Source organism: Burkholderia sp. IT-111MI5, assembly GCF_949752865.1.
In the GTDB taxonomy this organism is placed as follows: Bacteria; Pseudomonadota; Gammaproteobacteria; order Burkholderiales; family Burkholderiaceae; genus Burkholderia; species Burkholderia pyrrocinia_C.
The window spans coordinates 99,582-116,680 of record NZ_CATKIF010000008.1 but is presented as its reverse complement, the minus strand read 5'-3'; the positions used below and the strand labels follow the sequence as shown (position 1 = coordinate 116,680).

The following is a 17,099-nucleotide window of genomic DNA, read 5'->3' as shown; positions in this document are numbered from 1 at the left end:
AAAGCAAAAAGCCGGCGCAAGGCCGGCTTTCTATTTGCGAAACATAAGGCTGCACTTTGTGAAAAGAAGCATAACCCTGCACTCGGTGCAAAATTATCCTTCCAGTCTCATACGACCGAGCCCTTCAAATTCCGTTGGTGGAGCGGAGGAGGATCGAACTCCCGACCTTCGCATTGCGAACGCGACGCTCTCCCAGCTGAGCTACCGCCCCAACAGTCGACCATCATACACATGCATTTCCGCGCTTGGCAATAGGGGTTTCAGCACCCCTGAAGCGTCACTTTGACGGCGCGCCAGCCAGCACCCATTCGACCACCGAACGGACGTCGGCGTCGCTCATGCGCGGGTGCGCCGGCATCGGAATCGCACCCCAGACGCCGGAACCGCCATCCTTCACCTTCTTCTGCAGCTTCGCCACGGCCTGCGGATCGGACTTGTAACGGGCAGCGATATCCTTGAACGACGGGCCGACCAGCTTGCGGTCGACCGCGTGGCAGCCCATGCATGCGTTGCCGCGCGCCACCTTCAGGCCGTCGCCGACGTCCGCATGCGCGGCGCCCGGCATGCCGGCCGCGAGCACCGCGGCCGCGGCGCCCTGCACCATCCACTGTTTCATCTGCACGATCTTCATTGCGGCGGTGCCTTCGGGTTGCCCGGGTGCACGTTCGACGAATTCGAGATCGGCGCGGGCGGCTGCAGCGGCGTGGACTGCACCGACGCGTCGGGCACCGCACCGACCGTCGCGGTGTCCGCCGGCGCGGCGGCAGCCTGCGTGCCGGATGCGCCGCTCGCGGGTGACGCGGCCTGCAGCGCCTGCGCGTCCTGCGGCTTGACGTACTGGAACACCTTCACGACCTTCTCGACGCCCGGCACCTGGCTCGCGGCTTCGGCGCCGCGATTGCCTTCGTCGACCGTCACGAGACCCATCAGGTAAAGGTTGCCGCGCTCGCTGACGACCTTGTAGTAGTTCGCCGAAATGCCCTTCGTCGCGATCAGCTCGGACTTCACGCGCCCTTCGAGGTACGAGTCGTTCGCACGCGACGACAGCGACGCCGCCGGCTCGACCGACAGCTCGTTGACGATGCCGTTCACGTTGTTGATGCCGCGCACGATTTCCTCGGCACGCTGCTTCGACGCATTGTTCGGCACTTCGCCCGTCAGCAGCACGCGGCGGTTGAACACCGTCACGTTCACGTGCGACTGGTCGGGCAGCCCGTTGTTGATCTGCGAAAGCGCCTTGACCTGGATCTCGCGATCTTCCGTCTGCGCACCGAGCGTACGGCGATCGGTCGCGATCAGCGCGCCGCCGCCGGCCGCTGCACCCACGACCCCGAGCACACAACCCTGCAGCGACACGGCGAGGCCCGCCGTCAGCGCGGCGAGCAGCGTGGTTCTGACGAGCGTCTGTTTGACGCGACTTTGATTCATCGACGGCTCTCCTTCGTTCAATCCTCACCCAGCAGCATCGCGTCGATGCCGTCGCACAGGCAGTGGATAGTCAGCAGATGGACTTCGTGGATGCGCGCCGCGCGGACGGCGGGCACACTGATCGGAATATCGGTGTCGGACAGCGCGGCCGCGACCGCGTGGCCGTTGCCGCCCGTCAGCGCGACGACGGTCATCTCGCGCTCGTGCGCTTCGTCGATGGCCGCCAGCACGCGCGGCGACGCGCCGGTCGGGTCGAGCACCAGCAGGATGTCGCCGGTCTGGCCGAGCACGCGCACCTGCTGCGCGAACAGTTGCCCGGCGGCCGCCGCGCCCGCGAGGCCGGCCTGCGACGCATCGGTGGCCAGCGCGATCGCGGGCAGGCCCGGACGCTCGCGCTCGAAGCCGCCGACGAGCGACACCGCGAGATAGTGTGCGGCGGCGGCCGACGGGCCGTCGCCGCACGCGACGATCTTGTTGCCGTTCGCCAGCGCGGCGAACATCGCGTCGACCGCGGCTGCGATCGGCAACGACAGCGCGTCGGCCGCTTCGGCATGAAGCGCGGCGCTGTCGCGAAATTGTTGCTGAATACGTTCGACTGACATCGATTCCTGGTGAACTGGGCGCGTGGCACGCATCGCGCGACATCGTGGGTGCGGCGAGTTTACCGTACTCCGGCACCCTCTCCAGCGGTCCGGCAAGAACTCTTTACATCTCGTCACAGCTCGCCGCTACGCATCGTCGGTACGAAATGCGTCGCGCAGCCATGCGAGCCGCCCGGCCTCGAACGCGACGACGTCGAAACGGCACGCGGCGCCGGCACCGTGCCGCGCCCAGAACTGGAGCGCCGCGGCGACCAGGCGCCGCCGCTTGCGCCAGCCGACGCTCGCGGCCGCGCCGCCATGCCGGATGCTGCGCCGCGCGCGCACTTCGACGAATACGAGCACGCCGTCGGGTTCGCGCATCACGAGATCGAGCTCGCCGCCGCGCATCGTCACGTTCGCCGCGACGCACACGAGGCCGCGGCGTTCGAGAAACTGCCGCGCCCGCTGCTCGAATGCCGCGCCGACCGGTTTGGATCGCGCCGCACCGGAAAAGTTGTCGCCCGCGCGCGGCAAACCGCGCCCGCCATCCGGCCGCGCCGGCGCCGCGTGGCACAATGCCGTCCTTGTTCCGCTTGCGCCGCGATTGCGCGCATTGCCTGCCATGACTGCCCTCCTCGAACTCGCGCATACGCAGCACTACCCGAGCGCCGCGCTCTACGTGGTCGCCACGCCGATCGGCAACACCGCCGACATCACGCTGCGCGCGCTGCACGTGCTCGGCCTCGTCGACCGCATCGCGGCCGAAGACACCCGCAACACAGGCCAGCTGCTCGCCCGCTACGGGATCTCGAAGCCGCTCGTCGCCGTGCACGAGCACAACGAACGCGAAGCCGCGCAGCGCGTGATCGAACTGCTGCGCGCCGGCGAACGCGTGGCATACGTATCGGACGCCGGCACACCCGGCATCTCGGACCCCGGCGCGCGGCTCGTCGACGCAGTGCGCGAGGCCGGCTTCGCGGTGATCCCGCTGCCGGGCGCGAGCGCGGCCGTGACCGCGTTGAGCGTGGCCGGCGGCTGGGCCGGCGCGTTCACGTTCGCGGGCTTCCTGCCGCCGAAGGCCAGGCAGCGCGCGACCGCGTTGCAGGCGCTGGTGTCGCACCCGTACGCGCTGGTGTTCTACGAAGCACCGCACCGGATCGCCGAAACCGTCGCCGCGCTCGCCGACGCGTTCGGCCCCGCGCGCCGGCTGCTGATCGCGCGCGAACTCACCAAGCTACACGAGCAACTGTTCCAGGGCACCCTGGCCGAAGGACAGACCTGGCTCGCCGGCGATGCGAACCGGCAGCGCGGCGAATTCGTGCTGGTCGTCGAAGGTGCGCCGGCGACGAGCGGCGAAGCCGACGACACCGCGCACGACGCGCTGCTCAGGCTGCTGCTGGAAGAAGTGCCGGTGAAGAGCGCGGCCAAGCTCGCGGCCGCGCTGACGGGCGCGTCGCGCAACACGCTGTATGCGCGCGCGCTCGCGCTGAAGGAAGGCTGACGCGCGACGGCGCCGCGCGGAAACGACAAAGGGCTGCCGGAAGGCAGCCCTTTGTGCATGAGCGGACGATCCGCCGCGTTACTTCGCCGAGACCGACGCGAGCATTTCGTCGCGCGCGTCGCGCGCTTCCTGCGGCGACAGCCCTTCGATCTTCACGCGGCCCGTGCCGGCGTGCACGAGGCCGATCACCTTGGCGGCCGCGTACGACAGGTCGAGCACACGGCCGCGCTTGAACGGCCCGCGATCGTTGACCTTCACGACGACCCACTTGCCGGTCGACGAATTCGTCACCTTGATGTACGACGACAGCGGCAGCGTGCGGTGCGCGGCGGTGAGCGCGTTCATGTTGAAACGCTCGCCGTTCGCGGTGCGGCGGCCGTGGAAATCCCGGCCGTACCAGGAGGCGCGCCCCGTCTGGCGGAAGTCGGACACATCCTTGCCGTCGATCGGCTCGGCGTCCGCCAGCGACGGCTTCTTCGCGTCCTTGCTGTCGGCAGCCGGCATCGACGCCAGTGCGGAATCGAAATTCAGTTGCTGCTTGTCGTTGCCCGTCTTCGCGGCAGCGGCCGTCTTGTCGACCGCGTTCTTCTGGTTCGCGCTTCCGGTGGTCTGGCTGGGTGGCACCGCACAGCCCGTCAGCGCAAAAAATAATGCAATGGTCCCGAATCGACTCGGAAATCGTACGTTCATCGACGTGTCGCCTTCTGGTTCGGGCCGCTCCTTCACGACGCTGTTTCACAGCGCACATACGCGGCCCGGACGGCAAATGCGTGCACGCCCCGCTCGAATGCGAGCAGGCGGCTAGCATGGGCGCGGCTTTCGTCTATGCCGCAACCGTCCTGATTAGCTTTCACGTCTGGCGCAACCTGTCCCCAACAGCCTGACCAGACCCCACATGCCGCCATCGAACATGGCTTCACGGTCGCGCGCGTCGATACGACCAACGCACAGGAACGGCGGCACAGGCCTCATCCGGCGGCGCGGCAGCAGGGCCGCAGGCGGGCGCGCAGCACCCGGCCGGACAAGACGTGAGCACCGAATGCTCGGTGCTGGATACACCGCCGGACTCCCCGGCGGCTGATGCTTGACGGTGATTTCGACGCCTCTTTTAACGGGGCCGAAACACCAGCGAATTGCGTGAAATTCACGCGCAATGGGGCGCATTATACATAAATCAAAACGCCATCTCGAAAAGGCGCCCGGCCGGACCATTGATTCTCGCTATGGCGGTAACAATCGACATGCTCCGGGATTGCCCGTAGACGCGCGTCGCGCGGTGCGCCGCAAGGGCGGCAGGCAGCGCGCGCGACCGGTACAATCGCTCCTTTTAGCCGCCGGTATCTCCATGAAAGTCACGCTCATTCCGGTCACGCCGTTCCAGCAGAACTGCTCGCTGCTCGTCTGCGAGAAGACGGGCCGCGCCGCCGTCGTCGATCCGGGCGGCGATCTCGACCGGATCGAACAGGAAGTCGCGCGGCAGAACGTGCAGGTCGAAAAGGTGCTGCTCACGCATGGGCACATCGATCACTGCGCGGGCGCGAAGACGCTCGCGACGCACTACGGCGTGCCGATCGAGGGGCCGCAGGAAGAAGAGCGCTTCTGGATCGAGAAGCTGCCGACACAGAGCGAGCGTTTCGGTTTTCCGGCCGCCGAAGCCTTCGAGCCGGACCGCTGGCTGAACGACGGCGACACCGTGCGGTTCGGCGACGAAACGCTCGAGGTCTATCACTGCCCGGGCCACACGCCCGGCCACGTCGTGTTCTTCAGCCGCGCGCATCGCGTCGCGATCGTCGGCGACGTGCTGTTCGCGGGCTCGATCGGCCGTACCGATTTCCCGCGCGGCAATCATGAAGACCTTGTCCGTTCGATCAAGGAAAAACTGTGGCCGCTCGGCGACGACGTCACGTTCGTGCCGGGTCACGGCCCGGTGTCGACGTTCGGCGACGAGCGCCGCACGAACCCGTTCGTGTCCGACAAGGTGTTCGGATGAACCAGACCGCCATTCAGGAAATCTACGTCAGCACCGACGTCGAGGCCGACGGCCCGATTCCGGGCCCGCATTCGATGCTGAGCTTCGCATCGGCCGCCTATACCGAGGACAAGCAGCTGATCGCGACGTTCTCGGCGAACCTCGAGACGCTGCCGGGCGCACAGGCGCATCCGGTGCAGGAAGCATGGTGGAAGACGGAGCCCGAAGCGTGGGCCGCGTGCCGGCGCGACCTGCAGGCGCCCGAGGCGGCACTGGTCGCGTACGTCGACTGGGTCGAGGCGCTGCCCGGCAAGCCCGTGTTCGTCGCGATGCCGGCCGGTTTCGACTTCACGTTCATGTTCTGGTACATGATGCGCTTCGCAGGGCGCTGCCCGTTCTCCTGGTCGGCGCTCGACATCAAGACGCTCGCGTTCGCGATGACGGGCCTGCCGTACCGCAAGGCGATCAAGCCGCGCTTTCCGAAGCACTGGTTCGACGACCATCCGCATACGCACGTCGCGCTCGACGACGCGATCGAGCAAGGCGCGCTGTTCTGCAACATGCTCGCCGACCTGCGCCGGCAGCAGGCCGCGCTCGCGGGCCTCGCGGTGTCGGATACCGATCGGTCGGAAAACGCGGGGACGGGACAAAACCCCACGGATCCGCGAGCAAATTAGCGAATCTCGCTCAACAGCACCACGCCAGATTGCCTTTCCTTTCCCGGCCCTCTAACATTCAGCGTGTTGTAGCTGCCGCATGGAGGCGCAGGTGACGCTCGATTCCTTTTCGCAAAAAATCCTTCGCCTGTTGCAGCTCGACGCGCGCCGTTCCGTACAGGAAATCTCCGACCAGGTCGGGCTGTCGAGCACGCCGTGCTGGCGCCGCATCAAGGACATGGAACAGTCGGGCGTGATCCAGCGCTACACGGCGCTGCTCGATCGCGAGAAGCTCGGCCTGCACGTGTGCGCGCTCGCGCACGTGCACCTGACCCGCCACAACGAAGGCGGCGTCGAGCAGTTCGAGCGCGAGATCGCGACCTGCCCGGAAGTCACCGAGTGCTACAGCACGACCGGCGAAGCCGATTACATCCTCAAGATCGTCGCACCCGACATCAAGGCCTACGACGTGTTCCTGCACGAACGCATCTTCAAGATCCCGGCCGTGTCGCAGGTGCGCACGAGCGTCGTGCTGCGCGAAATCAAGTTCGACACGCAACTGCCGCTGTAACGCGCGGCCCCGCGCGGACGGCCCGCGCTCGCGGGCATCGCATCACGCCTGCGCGGGCATCGTGCGCGTGAAGCCGATCCGGCGCGCGCCGAACTCGCGCTTGAGCGCGTCGGCGTCGAGCCGGCCGGCCAGCGCCGCATCGGTGTCGCCCGGATCGCTCGCGAGCGTCACGTCGATCTCGAGCCCCGTACTCAGGTAATGCAGGTTGATCGCCGCCGCACGCAGGCCGCGCTGCGCGAGCGCGGCCTCGAGCCGTGCCGCGATCTCGCCGCGCGGCGGCAGCGCGAGCGCCGGACGGCGCGCCGCATCGTTCTCGGGGTCGACGTGGATCAGCGCATCGAGCACGCGCGGGTCGGACAGTACACGTGCGCGCGCGGTCTCGGCGATGTAATGCCCTTCGGAGACGGAGATCTTCGGGTCGACGAGGATATGCGCGTCGACGAGCGCGGCATCGCCCATCTTGCGCGTGCGCAGGTCGTGCACGTCGCGTACGCCGGGAGTCTCCACGAGCAGCGCACGGATTTCGGCCGTGTCGGTCGTGTCGAGCGCGCGGTCGGAAAGGTCCTGCAGCGCGTCATAGCCGAACGTCCAGCCCATGCGCGCAACCATGAAGCCGACGATAGCCGCCGCGATCGGGTCGAGCAGCCGCACGCCGGCCAGGCTGCCGACGATGCCGATCGCGACGACGAGCGACGACGCGGCGTCCGAACGCGCATGCCATGCGTTCGCGACGAGCATCGCCGAGCGCACGCGCCGCGCCTCGCGCAGCATGTAGCGAAACAGCGCTTCTTTCGACACGAGCACCGTCAGCGCGACGACCAGTGCGGAAAAATGCACGGCCGGGATGTTTTCGAGATTAACGAGGCGGTCGCCGGCGCGCCAGAGCATGCCGATTCCGACCGCAATCAGGATAGCGCCGAGAAACAGCGACGCGACCGTCTCGTAGCGGCTGTGCCCGTAATTGTGGTCGGCGTCCGGCGATGCGCCGCTATGCCGATTCGCAACCAGCACGACGAAATCCGAGATCAAATCGGAAATCGAATGCACACCGTCGGCAATCAACGCCTGCGAATGCGCAATCGTGCCGACGACGATCTGAAATGTCGCAAGCACGACATTCAGCACAATACTGACGAGCGTACTCTTGCGCGCAACTGCGTGCTTATCTGCGCTTTGCGCGTCGCCGGAAAACGTGGACATGAAATATGAGATATCGGTGTGCGATACGCAATTCTATCAAAAGCGCCCCGCGAGACTCGCCAATATCAACAAATTCCTCATTCAAATCAATCGCTTATGCGAACGTGTCGCATTTTCATTCACGCCGGATTATTACAGTTTCATGACAAACTTCCGCACACCGACGAGTGTCCGGAAACAAAAAAGCCGCGCTCCTGAACGGACACGCGGCTCTTTTGAGGCAGACGACTTAAACAGACGTTTAAATCGCAAACTGTTCGCGGTTCTTGCCGGCGATCCAGCGCGGCGGCTTGCCGCGGCCCGACCACGTCGCGCCCGTTTCCGGATCGCGGTATTTCGCGGCCACGCCTGCGCGCGGACGGCCAACCTTACCTGCCTTCGCGCGGTTGAGGCCGAGTTCGGCGAGCGAAAAGCCGTAGTCGGCAATTTTCTGCTTCACGTCATTCAGCACTTCAGCGTATTCACGCGACTTCGCTTCTTCGATTTGCTTCTCCAGCTTTTCCCGCTGGGCCAGCAGGTCCTTGTAAGAAGACATAGTTTCCCTTTCTATCTGACTAATGGCGCCGGTCTGCCGCCAGCTCACCATTCATGAAATATATGTGCCTCGGATTTTCGAAGGCAGAGATTAGCACAAAAAAGATTTGATAGAAGCGGGATTCATGAAAATCCCGAGGTCAATTGAAATTCGCACATGTCATTTTGACCGGATGCGGCCTTTTCTCAAATTTTTACGCTCCTCCACAGAGATTAGGACATTAGCGATCGTCTATTAAGGCTATCAACATACGCAATTACCCTGCATACTAAAAATCAAAGCTTTCATAGGACGAGAGGTTTGCGAAAATCGAATGGTGCGGCTTGCTGAACCGACAAACCGGCAACCCGCGACGTCACGCCACATCCCGCGCGCATTCAATCAGCCGGTCGCGCAGCGCGCCGGCATCGGCCGGCGGCGCGTCGAATGGCGTGCGTACGCGGCGGCCGTCGCACCGCCAGTCGGCGCCGTGGCGATCGACGCCGAGCAACTCGAGCCCGTCGCGGCGCGCATCGCCGGCATCGTATGCGTCCCACAGTGCCTGTTCCTCGTCGAACCGAAGCGGCGGCAGCGCATCGAGATGCGTGCCGTCGACCCAGCCCATGCGCCCGAAGCCGCCGATATAGCGCAGCCGCTCGATATCGAGCGCCCAAAACGTGAAATCGCCGAGCGCGAGATAACGCGCGGCGTCCGGCTCGTAGCGCAGGTAGCGCGCGGTGACGTGCGGATCGTCGCCGAGCGGCACGAAACGGCCGAGCAGCGTCGCGCGTTCGGCGTTCAGCACGTCGCCGTCGGGCGCGTCGACGACGAGGAAGCCCGCGCGCGGATCGGCGGCGAGATTGCGCGTGTGTTCGGCGAGGCCGCTCACGAGAATCACGGGCCGATGGCTTGCATCGGGCGCAAACGGGACGACCGTCGGATACGGGAAGCCCTGCGGATCGCGCGCATGGGTGGCGAGCGTGCCGAGCGCGCAGCGGTGCAGCAGATGCAGGGCGAAGGCGGGATCGATGTTCAAGAAGACTCCTGCGGTCGAAGGGCGGCGCTTCGGGCACGCCGCGTGCGCTTCGATGTTACCCGCGGGCGCCGCGCGCCGCGTATCGGCCGAACGGCCGATGCGGCGCCAGGCACCGGACGGACGGCGCGCTGCCGCGACGTGACCGGATCGCCGGATCATCCACCGAACGGGCAGCGCCCGGCAGGATCGTAAGCGGTTCGATAGAATCGGACGATTCCGACGGACGCCGCGTGCGTCCTCGCATCCTTTGACGAGCCTTCCGTGTCCGAATCCGCCTCCCCCGAATCGTCGTCCCCGTTCGCCGCGCCGCCCGACGCGCATCGCGTGCTGCCGCTCCCGGCCCGCCAGCGTGCGCGCACGGCGTCGATGGCGCTGTTCTTCGTCGCCGGCATGATGTACGCGTCGTGGGGCGTGCACGTGCCGACCGTGCGCGACAAGTTCGCGCTGAGCCCCGGCCTGCTGTCGATCGCGCTGTTCGCGGTCGCCGGCGGCTCGATCGCCGCGATGCTGACCATCGCGCGCTGGATCGCGCGCGTCGGCTCGCGCACCGCGTGCCTCGCCGGCGGGCTCGTGATGTCCGCGTGCGCGGCGCTGATCCTCGTCGTGCCCGACTACTGGATGCTGCTCGGCGTGCTCGCGCTGTTCGGCTTCTCGATGGCAACGCTCGACGTCGCGATGAACGCCGAGGCCAGCGCGGTCGAGATCGCGCTCGGCAAGCCGATCATGTCGTCGCTGCACGGCATGTTCAGCATCGGCGGGATGTCGGGCGCGGCGGCCGGCGGCGCGCTGCTGTCGGCCGGCATGGCGCCGGCCGTGCATCTCGCGCTTGCGGCGGCGGCAAGCGCCGCGGTGCTCGTGGCCGCGAGCCCGGCCGTGCTGCCGCATGTGCCGCACCACGAACACGCGCACGGCGGCGGCAACCGCTGGCGCTCGCCCGCGCTGTGGATGCTCGGCGGCATCGCGCTGGTCGCGCTGATCGCCGAAGGCGCGATGTACGACTGGGCGACGGTCTACATGCGCGACGTCGTCGCGGCGAGCCCCGCGCTCGCAAGCGCCGCGTACGCGGCGTTCTCGGGCGGGATGGCCATCGCGCGCTTCGCGGGCGACGCCGTGCGCGCCCGCTTCGGCGCGCCGCAGCTCGTGTTCGCGAGCGCGTCGCTCGCGTGCGCGGGGATGATCGGCGCGCTGCTGCTGCCCTATCCGGCCACCGTGCTGACCGGCTTCACGCTGATGGGCCTCGGCCTCGCGAACATGATGCCCGTGCTGTTCGCGGCCGCCGCGCGCGTGAAAGGCATCCACGCGGCCGAAGGGCTCGCGCATGTGGCCGGGCTTGCGTATTTCGGACTGCTGTTCGGCCCGGTCGTGATCGGCGCGGTCGCCCAGGCCGCGAACCTGACGATCGGCCTGTCGGTCGTCGCGCTGTGCGCGGCGCTCGTCGCGGCCGTCGCGCCGAAGGTGCTCGCGCATCTGAAGATCTGACGGCATCGCGCCCGTCGGCCAAAAAGAAAGCGCGCATGCGTTGCCGCATGCGCGCTTTCGCCCCTACTGTCGACCGCCTGTTGCGTTACATCTTCACTTCGTCGAGCAGCGACTTCTTGCCGCCCTTGTAGTTGTACAGCGAGATCACGCCGTGCTGCAGGTCGCCCTTCGAGTCGAAGGTCGTCGTGCCGATCACGCCCGTGTAGTTCGTCGCCGGCATCGCCGCGAGAATCTTCGCCGGGTCCGCCGAGTTCGCGCGCTTCATCGCGTCGGCGACGATGTACACGGCGTCATACGTGAACGGTGCGTAGATCTGGATCGGCTGGCCGAAGCGCTTCTCGTACTTCGCCTTGAACGCGCCGCCGCCCGGCATCTTCTCGAGCGAAGCACCGGCTTCCGAGCACACGACGTTGTCGGTCGCATCGCCGGCCAGGTCGGCCAGCTTTTCCGTGCACACGCCGTCGCCCGCGAGGATCTTCGCGCGCAGGCCGAGCTGCTTCGCCTGCTTCGCGAACGGGCCGCCGGTGGCGTCCATGCCGCCGTACATGATCGCGTCCGGGTTCTCACCCTTGATCTTGGTCAGAATCGCGCGGAAGTCGACCGCCTTGTCGTTCGTCGCGTCGTGCGACATCACCTTCAGGCCGAGCGCCTTCGCCTTCTTCTCGAACTCGTTCGCGAGACCCTGGCCGTATGCGGTCGAATCGTCGACCACCGCCACGCTCTTGATGCCCTTCGAGTGCGCGTAGTTCGCGAGTGCCGGGCCCTGCTGCGCATCGGTCGCCACCACGCGGTACGTGGTCTTGAAGCCTTGCTGCGTGTAGGCCGGGTTGGTCGCCGACGGCGAGATCTGCACGATGCCCGCATCGCTGTAGATCTTCGAGGCCGGGATCGACGTGCCCGAGTTCAGGTGGCCGATGACGGCGACGACCTTGTCGTCGACGAGCTTCTGCGCGACCTGCGTCGCCTGCCGCGGGTCGGCCGCGTCATCCTGCGGGTCGAGTTGCAGCGTGATTTTCTGGCCGCCGACCGTGAGACCCTTCGCGTTGATCTCCTCGACTGCGAGACGCGCACCGTTTTCGTTGTCCTTGCCCAGGTGGGCAATGCCGCCCGTCAAGGGCGCGACGTGGCCGATCTTGACGACTTGATCGGCGGCAGCGTTGCTTGCAGCTGCAACGCACAGCATCGCCGCTGCGGTGATCGGCAACAGCTTCTGCATTTTGATATTCATGTAAGTCTCCAGTTTCGGTCCCAAAAAACGCCATCGCCCGGTGCCCCGCTGCCATCCCTGTGTTTGCATTCACTGGACGATTCGCCGGTTGCATCCTTCATGCACTTGGCCTCAAGCACGTGAAAACAGCCGCTTTTAGCAACCGCCCGTCCGTACTTGCGCGCAAGTGTAGGTGATCAAATTAATTTGTGGGACTTTTTTGGGGTAGTGGTAACACTACCGATATGCGCACTTTGGAATGATGACTCGAATATCGCTACAAGCCGCGCCGAATAAGGGTTTCCGCTAGTTTCCGGCAGCTTGTCGAAAGGTGGTTTCAAGCGATTCCCGGGGCATTTCGATTCGGTATTTTGTGCCCGCGATCATTGAATGAAACGCGCGTGACAACACGCGCGTTTCGTCGCTCGATACGAACGGTTCGGACGGTCGATGAAGCGACCCGTTCAGGCGGCCAATGCGCGCCATTCGGCGTCGAGCGCGGCGACGAGCTGCGACGTCGTCAACGCATCGCCGCGCCGCCGTGCGAGCGGCGCGCCCTGCCCGGCCCACAGCGACAGGTAGTCGCCGTCGTTCGCGCGCGCGGCGGCCTGGCGCAGCGGCTGCGTCAGCGCGTTCTGCACCGGGTACGGCGCGGCGTCGGCCACGCGCTCGCCGAGCCGCGCCATCAGCGTGTTGCGCAGCCCGCGCGCATGGCGGCCGGTGATCGCGCGCGTGACCTGCGTCGACGTATCCGCGCAAGCCAGCAGGCGTGCCTTCCAGTCCGCCGCGATCGCGCTTTCCGTGCAGGTCAGGAACGCGGTGCCGAGCTGCGCGCCCTGTGCGCCGAGCGCGAGCGCGGCCGCGATCCCGCGCCCGTCCATGATGCCGCCCGCGGCGAGCACGGGCAGGCCCGTCGCGTCGACGAGCTGCGGCACGAGCGCGAACGTGCCGATCAGCGCGTCTTCGGCAGCGCCGATGAACGTGCCGCGATGGCCGCCCGCCTCGGCGCCCTGCGCGGACAGCGCATCGGCGCCGGCCGCCTGCCACGCGAGCCCTTCGGCGACGTGTGTCGCGGTGCCGATCACGTAGGTGCCGGCGGCCTTCAGCCGCGCGACGTCGGCCGCGTCGAGCACGCCGAACGTGAAGCTCGCGACCGGCACGCGCAGCGACACGAGCGCATCGAGCTGCGCGCGGAAGTCGGGCGCGTAGCGCGCGGGCGCGGTGCCCGGCGGCAGCCCGAGCGTCGCGTTCAGCGGGTCGATCGCCGCGAGTGCGCGCGCGACGGTCGCCGCATCGGGTGCGGCGTCCGGCAGCACGAACAGGTTGACCGCGAACGGGCGATCGGTCGCCGCGCGGATCGCCGCGACTTCGGTCGCGAGACGGTCGGGCTCGAACGCGCCGGCGCCGAGGCTGCCGAGCGCGCCGGCGTTCGATGCGGCGGCGACCATCGCGGCCGTGGTCGCACCGACCATCGGCGCCTGCACGAGCGGCAGGCGCAGGCCGAAGCGTTCGGAAAAGGGGGTGGAATACGGACGGGCAGGCATGACGAATCCTTCGATGACGATGCGCGAAAGCGCTTTGTAAAAGCCGGTACATCGACTCTATCGAAGCGGCTCGTCGCCGAAAAATGAATAATCGAGATCGAAACGATCGCTGCGCGAGAAGCGGGCGCGCGCGGCAGGCGCACGCGTTGCGCGTGCCCTGCAACACCTGACGATTGGTGGCACACTAGGCCGCCCTATTCCACCCGGGGCGCGCGCGGCGCACCCCGTACGCCAGGAGTTCAAAACGTGACTGCCCAATGGATCGACATCCCGACCGGTAACGACAGCTTCGGCGGCTATCTCGCGCTGCCCAAGCGCGGCAAGGGCCCTGCCGTCATCATCATCCAGGAGATCTTCGGCGTGAACTCGCACATCCGCGCGGTCGCCGACCAGTACGCGGCCGACGGCTACGTCGCGCTCGCGCCGGACGTGTTCTGGCGCACGCAGCCGCGTGTCGAGCTGACCTACGAAGGCGCGGATCGCGACAAGGGCATCGAGCTGTTGAAAAAGACCGACGTCGGTCTCGCGGTCGCGGACATCGGCGCGGCGGCCGACGCGTTGCGTGCGCGCCCCGAAGTGGCCGGCAAGCTCGCCGCGATCGGCTACTGCTTCGGCGGCCAGCTCGCGTACCGCGCGGCCGCGGCCGGCAAGCTCGACGCGGCGGTCGCCTATTACGGCGGCGGCATCCAGAACGCGCTCGATCTGGCCGGCAAGGTCACGCAGCCGATCCTGTTCCACTACGCGGAAAACGACCACGGGATCCCGCTCGCGGCCGTCGATCAGGTCAAGGCCGCGTTCGCCGGCCGCAGCCACGCATCGTTCCACGTGTATCCGGGCGCCGAGCACGGCTTCAACTGCACGGACCGCGCGTCGTACAACCAGCGCGCGGCGGCACTCGCGCACGGCCGCACGCTGACGTTCCTCGCCGAGCACCTGTAAAAACGCCCCGCCGCGGGCCCATCGCGCCGGGCCCGCGTTATTCTCCCTTCATCGCCACGAGTCACAACGGGGGTGACAGCGATGCACTCGGACTATCTCGCGCATGACGCAATCGGCCTCGCCGCGCTCGTACGCGACCGCAAGGCAAGCCCGCGCGAATTGCTCGATGCCGCGATCGGCCAGGCCGAAGCGGTCAATGGCGCGATCAACGCGATCGTGCTGCAGGACTACGACGCCGCGCGCCAGCGCGCGAGCGCCGCGCCCGAACCCGGCGCCGACGCGCCGTTCGCGGGCGTTCCGTATCTCGTCAAGGATCTCGGTGCGGCGGTCGCCGGGCTGCCGCTGTCGATGGGCAGCCGGCACTACCGGTATTTCGTGCCCGGCGACGATTCGCCGGTGATCGCGCGCAGCCGCGCGGCCGGCCTCAACGTGTTCGGCAAGACCAACACGTCGGAGATCGGCCAGATGCCGTACACGGAACCCGAACTGTTCGGCGCGTGCCGCAACCCGTGGAATCTCGACCACACGCCCGGCGGCTCGAGCGGCGGCGCGGCGGCGGCCGTCGCGGCCGGCATCGTGCCGCTCGCGCATGCGTCCGACGGCGGCGGCTCGATCCGCATCCCGGCATCGTGCTGCGGGCTGTTCGGCCTGAAGCCGAGCCGCAACCCGATGCTCGTCGACCAGCCGTCGAACGGCGAGCTCGTCGTCCAGCATGCGGTCTCGCGCAGCGTGCGCGACAGCGCGCTGCTGCTCGACGTGACGACCGGCCAGACGCTGCCGCACGGCGCGCCCGGCACGTTCCTCGGCGAACTCGATACGCCGCCCGGCCCGCTGCGGATCGGCCTCGTCGTCGATCCGATGCTCGCGCCGGCACTCGCCGACGACACGCGCGCGGCGCTCGACGACGCAGCCGCGCTGCTCGAATCGCTCGGCCACCACGTCGAGCCGGCGACGCTGCACGTCGACTACGCGCGCGCGGCCGAAACCTTCCTCACGCTGTGGGCGACGATCGCCGAGGAGATGGTGCTCGGCGCGCGCGAGCTGACCGGCCGCGCGCCGCGCCGCGGCGAATTCGAAGCGGCGACGTGGGCGATGGCCGTGGTCGGCCGGCGCCTCGCGCGCACGCGCCTGCCGGACGTGCTCGAATGGCAGCGCCAGCTCACCGTGCAGGTGGCCGGCCTCGTGTCGCGCTACGACGTGATCCTGTGCGCATCGCTCGCGGGGCCGCCGGTGAAGATCGGCGAACTGCAGCCGACGCCGTTCGAATCGGCACAGATGAAGCTGCTCGCCGCGCTGCCGGTGAAACCGCTGCTGAAGGAAATGCTCGCGAAGTCGTCGGAGAAGGCATTCGCGTGGGCCGGCTGCACCGAGCTGTTCAACCTGACCGGCCAGCCGGCGATGTCGGTGCCGCTTTACTGGAACGCGCGCGGGCTGCCGATCGGCGTGCAGTTCGCCGCGCGCCATACCGACGACGCGCTGCTGCTCAGGCTCGCGCGGCAGCTCGAACAGGCACGGCCGTGGTTCGACCGCCGCCCGCCGCTGATGCAGGCGCAGCGCTGACGCAAGCATCGAAAAAAAGCCCCGCCGGCATAACCGGCGGGGCTTTTGCGCATGCAGAACGCGCGGCGGCGCTTACACCGCGAGCCGTTCGCAGATCGTCCGCGTCGCGGTCGCAGCGTTCAGCGTGTAGAAATGCAGCCCCGGCACGCCCGCGTCGATCAGGCGCCGGCACAGATCGGTGACGACGTCCGCGCCGAACGCGCGGATCGCTTCGCGATCGTCGCCGAAGCTCTCGAGCCGGCGCGCGATCCAGCGCGGCACTTCGGCGCCGCACATCTCGGAGAAGCGCATCAGCTGCGAGAAGTTCGTGATCGGCATGATGCCCGGCACGATCGGCACGTCCACGCCCAGCTTGCGCACATCGTCGACGAAGCGGAAATACGCGTCGGCGTTGAAGAAGTACTGCGTGATCGCGGAATTCGCGCCGGCTTTCACCTTGCGCGCGAAATTCTCGAGATCGGCCTTCGGCGAGCGCGATTGCGGGTGGTACTCGGGGTAGCCCGCGACCTCGATGTGGAACCAGTCGCCATGCTCGGCGCGGATGAAGCTGACGAGCTCGGACGCATAGCGCAGCTCGCCCACCGCGCCCATCCCCGACGGCAGGTCGCCGCGCAGCGCGACGATATGCCGGATGCCGTGCGAGCGGTACTGGTCGAGGATCGCGCGCAGGCTGTCGCGCGACGAGCCGATGCACGACAGGTGCGGCGCGGCCTCGAGGCCGTCCTTCTGCATGTCGAGCACGGTATCGAGCGTGCCCTGCTGCGTCGAGCCGCCGGCGCCGAACGTCACGGAGACGAATTTCGGCTTCAGCGGCAGCAGCTGCGCACGGGTTGCGCGCAGCTTTTCGACGCCGTCCGCCGTCTTCGGCGGGAAGAATTCAAACGAGAGTTCGATCGGTTTCATGATTCGAAAGA

The 17,099-nt window shown here is 67.4% G+C and carries 18 protein-coding genes and 1 tRNA gene; 7 read left to right on the top strand and 12 right to left on the bottom strand.

All coding sequences use genetic code 11. The features are described from left to right. Nucleotides 1-135: 135 nt before the first annotated feature. The 5 genes from ACM6JT_RS07000 to ACM6JT_RS06980 all read right to left on the bottom strand — a co-directional run bounded on the left by ACM6JT_RS07000 (nucleotide 136) and on the right by ACM6JT_RS06980 (nucleotide 2,585). Nucleotides 136-211: transfer RNA gene (locus ACM6JT_RS07000), tRNA-Ala, on the bottom strand. 66 nt (nucleotides 212-277) lie between these two features. Further along, entirely contained in the window at nucleotides 278-631 is a 354-nt protein-coding gene (locus tag ACM6JT_RS06995) for a c-type cytochrome (protein WP_407971024.1), read from the bottom strand. After that, nucleotides 628-1,428, bottom strand: a complete 801-nt coding sequence (locus ACM6JT_RS06990; protein ID WP_034183993.1) for a BON domain-containing protein — start codon at nucleotides 1,426-1,428, stop codon at nucleotides 628-630. The genes ACM6JT_RS06995 and ACM6JT_RS06990 overlap by 4 nt, the downstream gene beginning before the upstream one ends. A 17-nt stretch (nucleotides 1,429-1,445) precedes the next feature. After that, nucleotides 1,446-2,030, bottom strand: a complete 585-nt coding sequence (locus ACM6JT_RS06985) for an SIS domain-containing protein (RefSeq protein WP_105392357.1) — start codon at nucleotides 2,028-2,030, stop codon at nucleotides 1,446-1,448. Nucleotides 2,031-2,156: 126 nt separating this feature from the next. Beyond that, entirely contained in the window at nucleotides 2,157-2,585 is a 429-nt protein-coding gene (locus tag ACM6JT_RS06980) for a YraN family protein (protein ID WP_175748383.1), read from the bottom strand. Nucleotides 2,586-2,631: 46 nt separating this feature from the next. Here ACM6JT_RS06980 and rsmI point away from each other — a divergent pair, with 46 nt between their 5' ends. Beyond that, complete coding sequence (gene rsmI / locus ACM6JT_RS06975) at nucleotides 2,632-3,510, top strand: 16S rRNA (cytidine(1402)-2'-O)-methyltransferase (RefSeq protein WP_034183928.1); 879 nt, start codon at nucleotides 2,632-2,634, stop codon at nucleotides 3,508-3,510. A gap of 78 nt (nucleotides 3,511-3,588) precedes the next feature. Here rsmI and ACM6JT_RS06970 read toward each other — a convergent pair whose 3' ends face one another. Further along, entirely contained in the window at nucleotides 3,589-4,200 is a 612-nt protein-coding gene (locus ACM6JT_RS06970) for a septal ring lytic transglycosylase RlpA family protein (RefSeq protein ID WP_034183992.1), read from the bottom strand. Between the two features lie 655 nt (nucleotides 4,201-4,855). Here ACM6JT_RS06970 and ACM6JT_RS06965 point away from each other — a divergent pair. The 3 genes from ACM6JT_RS06965 to ACM6JT_RS06955 all read left to right on the top strand — a co-directional run bounded on the left by ACM6JT_RS06965 (nucleotide 4,856) and on the right by ACM6JT_RS06955 (nucleotide 6,706). Further along, on the top strand, nucleotides 4,856-5,500 hold the full coding sequence (locus ACM6JT_RS06965; protein ID WP_034183927.1) for an MBL fold metallo-hydrolase: 645 nt from the start codon (nucleotides 4,856-4,858) through the stop codon (nucleotides 5,498-5,500). After that, the gene (locus ACM6JT_RS06960; protein ID WP_034183926.1) at nucleotides 5,497-6,156 is read left to right on the top strand and encodes an exonuclease; all 660 of its coding nucleotides are present in this window, start codon (nucleotides 5,497-5,499) and stop codon (nucleotides 6,154-6,156) included. The genes ACM6JT_RS06965 and ACM6JT_RS06960 overlap by 4 nt, the downstream gene beginning before the upstream one ends. A gap of 79 nt (nucleotides 6,157-6,235) precedes the next feature. Beyond that, nucleotides 6,236-6,706, top strand: coding sequence for an Lrp/AsnC family transcriptional regulator (locus tag ACM6JT_RS06955; protein WP_006477376.1), 471 nt, complete (start codon nucleotides 6,236-6,238; stop codon nucleotides 6,704-6,706). A 42-nt stretch (nucleotides 6,707-6,748) separates the two neighbouring features. Here ACM6JT_RS06955 and ACM6JT_RS06950 read toward each other — a convergent pair whose 3' ends face one another. The 3 genes from ACM6JT_RS06950 to ACM6JT_RS06940 all read right to left on the bottom strand — a co-directional run bounded on the left by ACM6JT_RS06950 (nucleotide 6,749) and on the right by ACM6JT_RS06940 (nucleotide 9,456). Beyond that, nucleotides 6,749-7,906, bottom strand: a complete 1,158-nt coding sequence (locus ACM6JT_RS06950; RefSeq protein WP_105392353.1) for a cation diffusion facilitator family transporter — start codon at nucleotides 7,904-7,906, stop codon at nucleotides 6,749-6,751. A gap of 241 nt (nucleotides 7,907-8,147) precedes the next feature. Further along, the gene (locus tag ACM6JT_RS06945) at nucleotides 8,148-8,441 is read right to left on the bottom strand and encodes an H-NS family nucleoid-associated regulatory protein (protein WP_034183924.1); all 294 of its coding nucleotides are present in this window, start codon (nucleotides 8,439-8,441) and stop codon (nucleotides 8,148-8,150) included. A gap of 355 nt (nucleotides 8,442-8,796) precedes the next feature. Beyond that, nucleotides 8,797-9,456 (bottom strand): HugZ family protein, encoded by a 660-nt coding sequence (locus ACM6JT_RS06940; RefSeq protein WP_105392374.1) that lies wholly within the window; start codon nucleotides 9,454-9,456, stop codon nucleotides 8,797-8,799. 261 nt (nucleotides 9,457-9,717) lie between these two features. Here ACM6JT_RS06940 and ACM6JT_RS06935 point away from each other — a divergent pair, with 261 nt between their 5' ends. Then, entirely contained in the window at nucleotides 9,718-10,935 is a 1,218-nt protein-coding gene (locus tag ACM6JT_RS06935; protein WP_034183923.1) for an MFS transporter, read from the top strand. An 85-nt stretch (nucleotides 10,936-11,020) separates the two neighbouring features. On the opposite strand, the gene ACM6JT_RS06930 is transcribed toward ACM6JT_RS06935, so the two are convergent. Next, complete coding sequence (locus tag ACM6JT_RS06930; protein ID WP_034183922.1) at nucleotides 11,021-12,163, bottom strand: branched-chain amino acid ABC transporter substrate-binding protein; 1,143 nt, start codon at nucleotides 12,161-12,163, stop codon at nucleotides 11,021-11,023. A 443-nt stretch (nucleotides 12,164-12,606) separates the two neighbouring features. Beyond that, nucleotides 12,607-13,686: an NAD(P)H-dependent flavin oxidoreductase gene (locus ACM6JT_RS06925; protein WP_414856153.1), complete on the bottom strand. Its 1,080-nt coding sequence runs from the start codon at nucleotides 13,684-13,686 to the stop codon at nucleotides 12,607-12,609. Nucleotides 13,687-13,932: 246 nt separating this feature from the next. On the opposite strand from ACM6JT_RS06925, the gene ACM6JT_RS06920 reads away from it, so the two are divergent. Next, nucleotides 13,933-14,625 (top strand): dienelactone hydrolase family protein, encoded by a 693-nt coding sequence (locus tag ACM6JT_RS06920; RefSeq protein WP_414856152.1) that lies wholly within the window; start codon nucleotides 13,933-13,935, stop codon nucleotides 14,623-14,625. Nucleotides 14,626-14,706: 81 nt separating this feature from the next. Further along, nucleotides 14,707-16,185 (top strand): amidase, encoded by a 1,479-nt coding sequence (locus ACM6JT_RS06915; RefSeq protein WP_414856161.1) that lies wholly within the window; start codon nucleotides 14,707-14,709, stop codon nucleotides 16,183-16,185. Between the two features lie 72 nt (nucleotides 16,186-16,257). Here the strand turns inward: ACM6JT_RS06915 and metF are convergent, their stop codons facing one another. Continuing rightward, the gene (gene metF, locus ACM6JT_RS06910; RefSeq protein ID WP_034183918.1) at nucleotides 16,258-17,088 is read right to left on the bottom strand and encodes a methylenetetrahydrofolate reductase [NAD(P)H]; all 831 of its coding nucleotides are present in this window, start codon (nucleotides 17,086-17,088) and stop codon (nucleotides 16,258-16,260) included. Nucleotides 17,089-17,099: the final 11 nt, after the last annotated feature.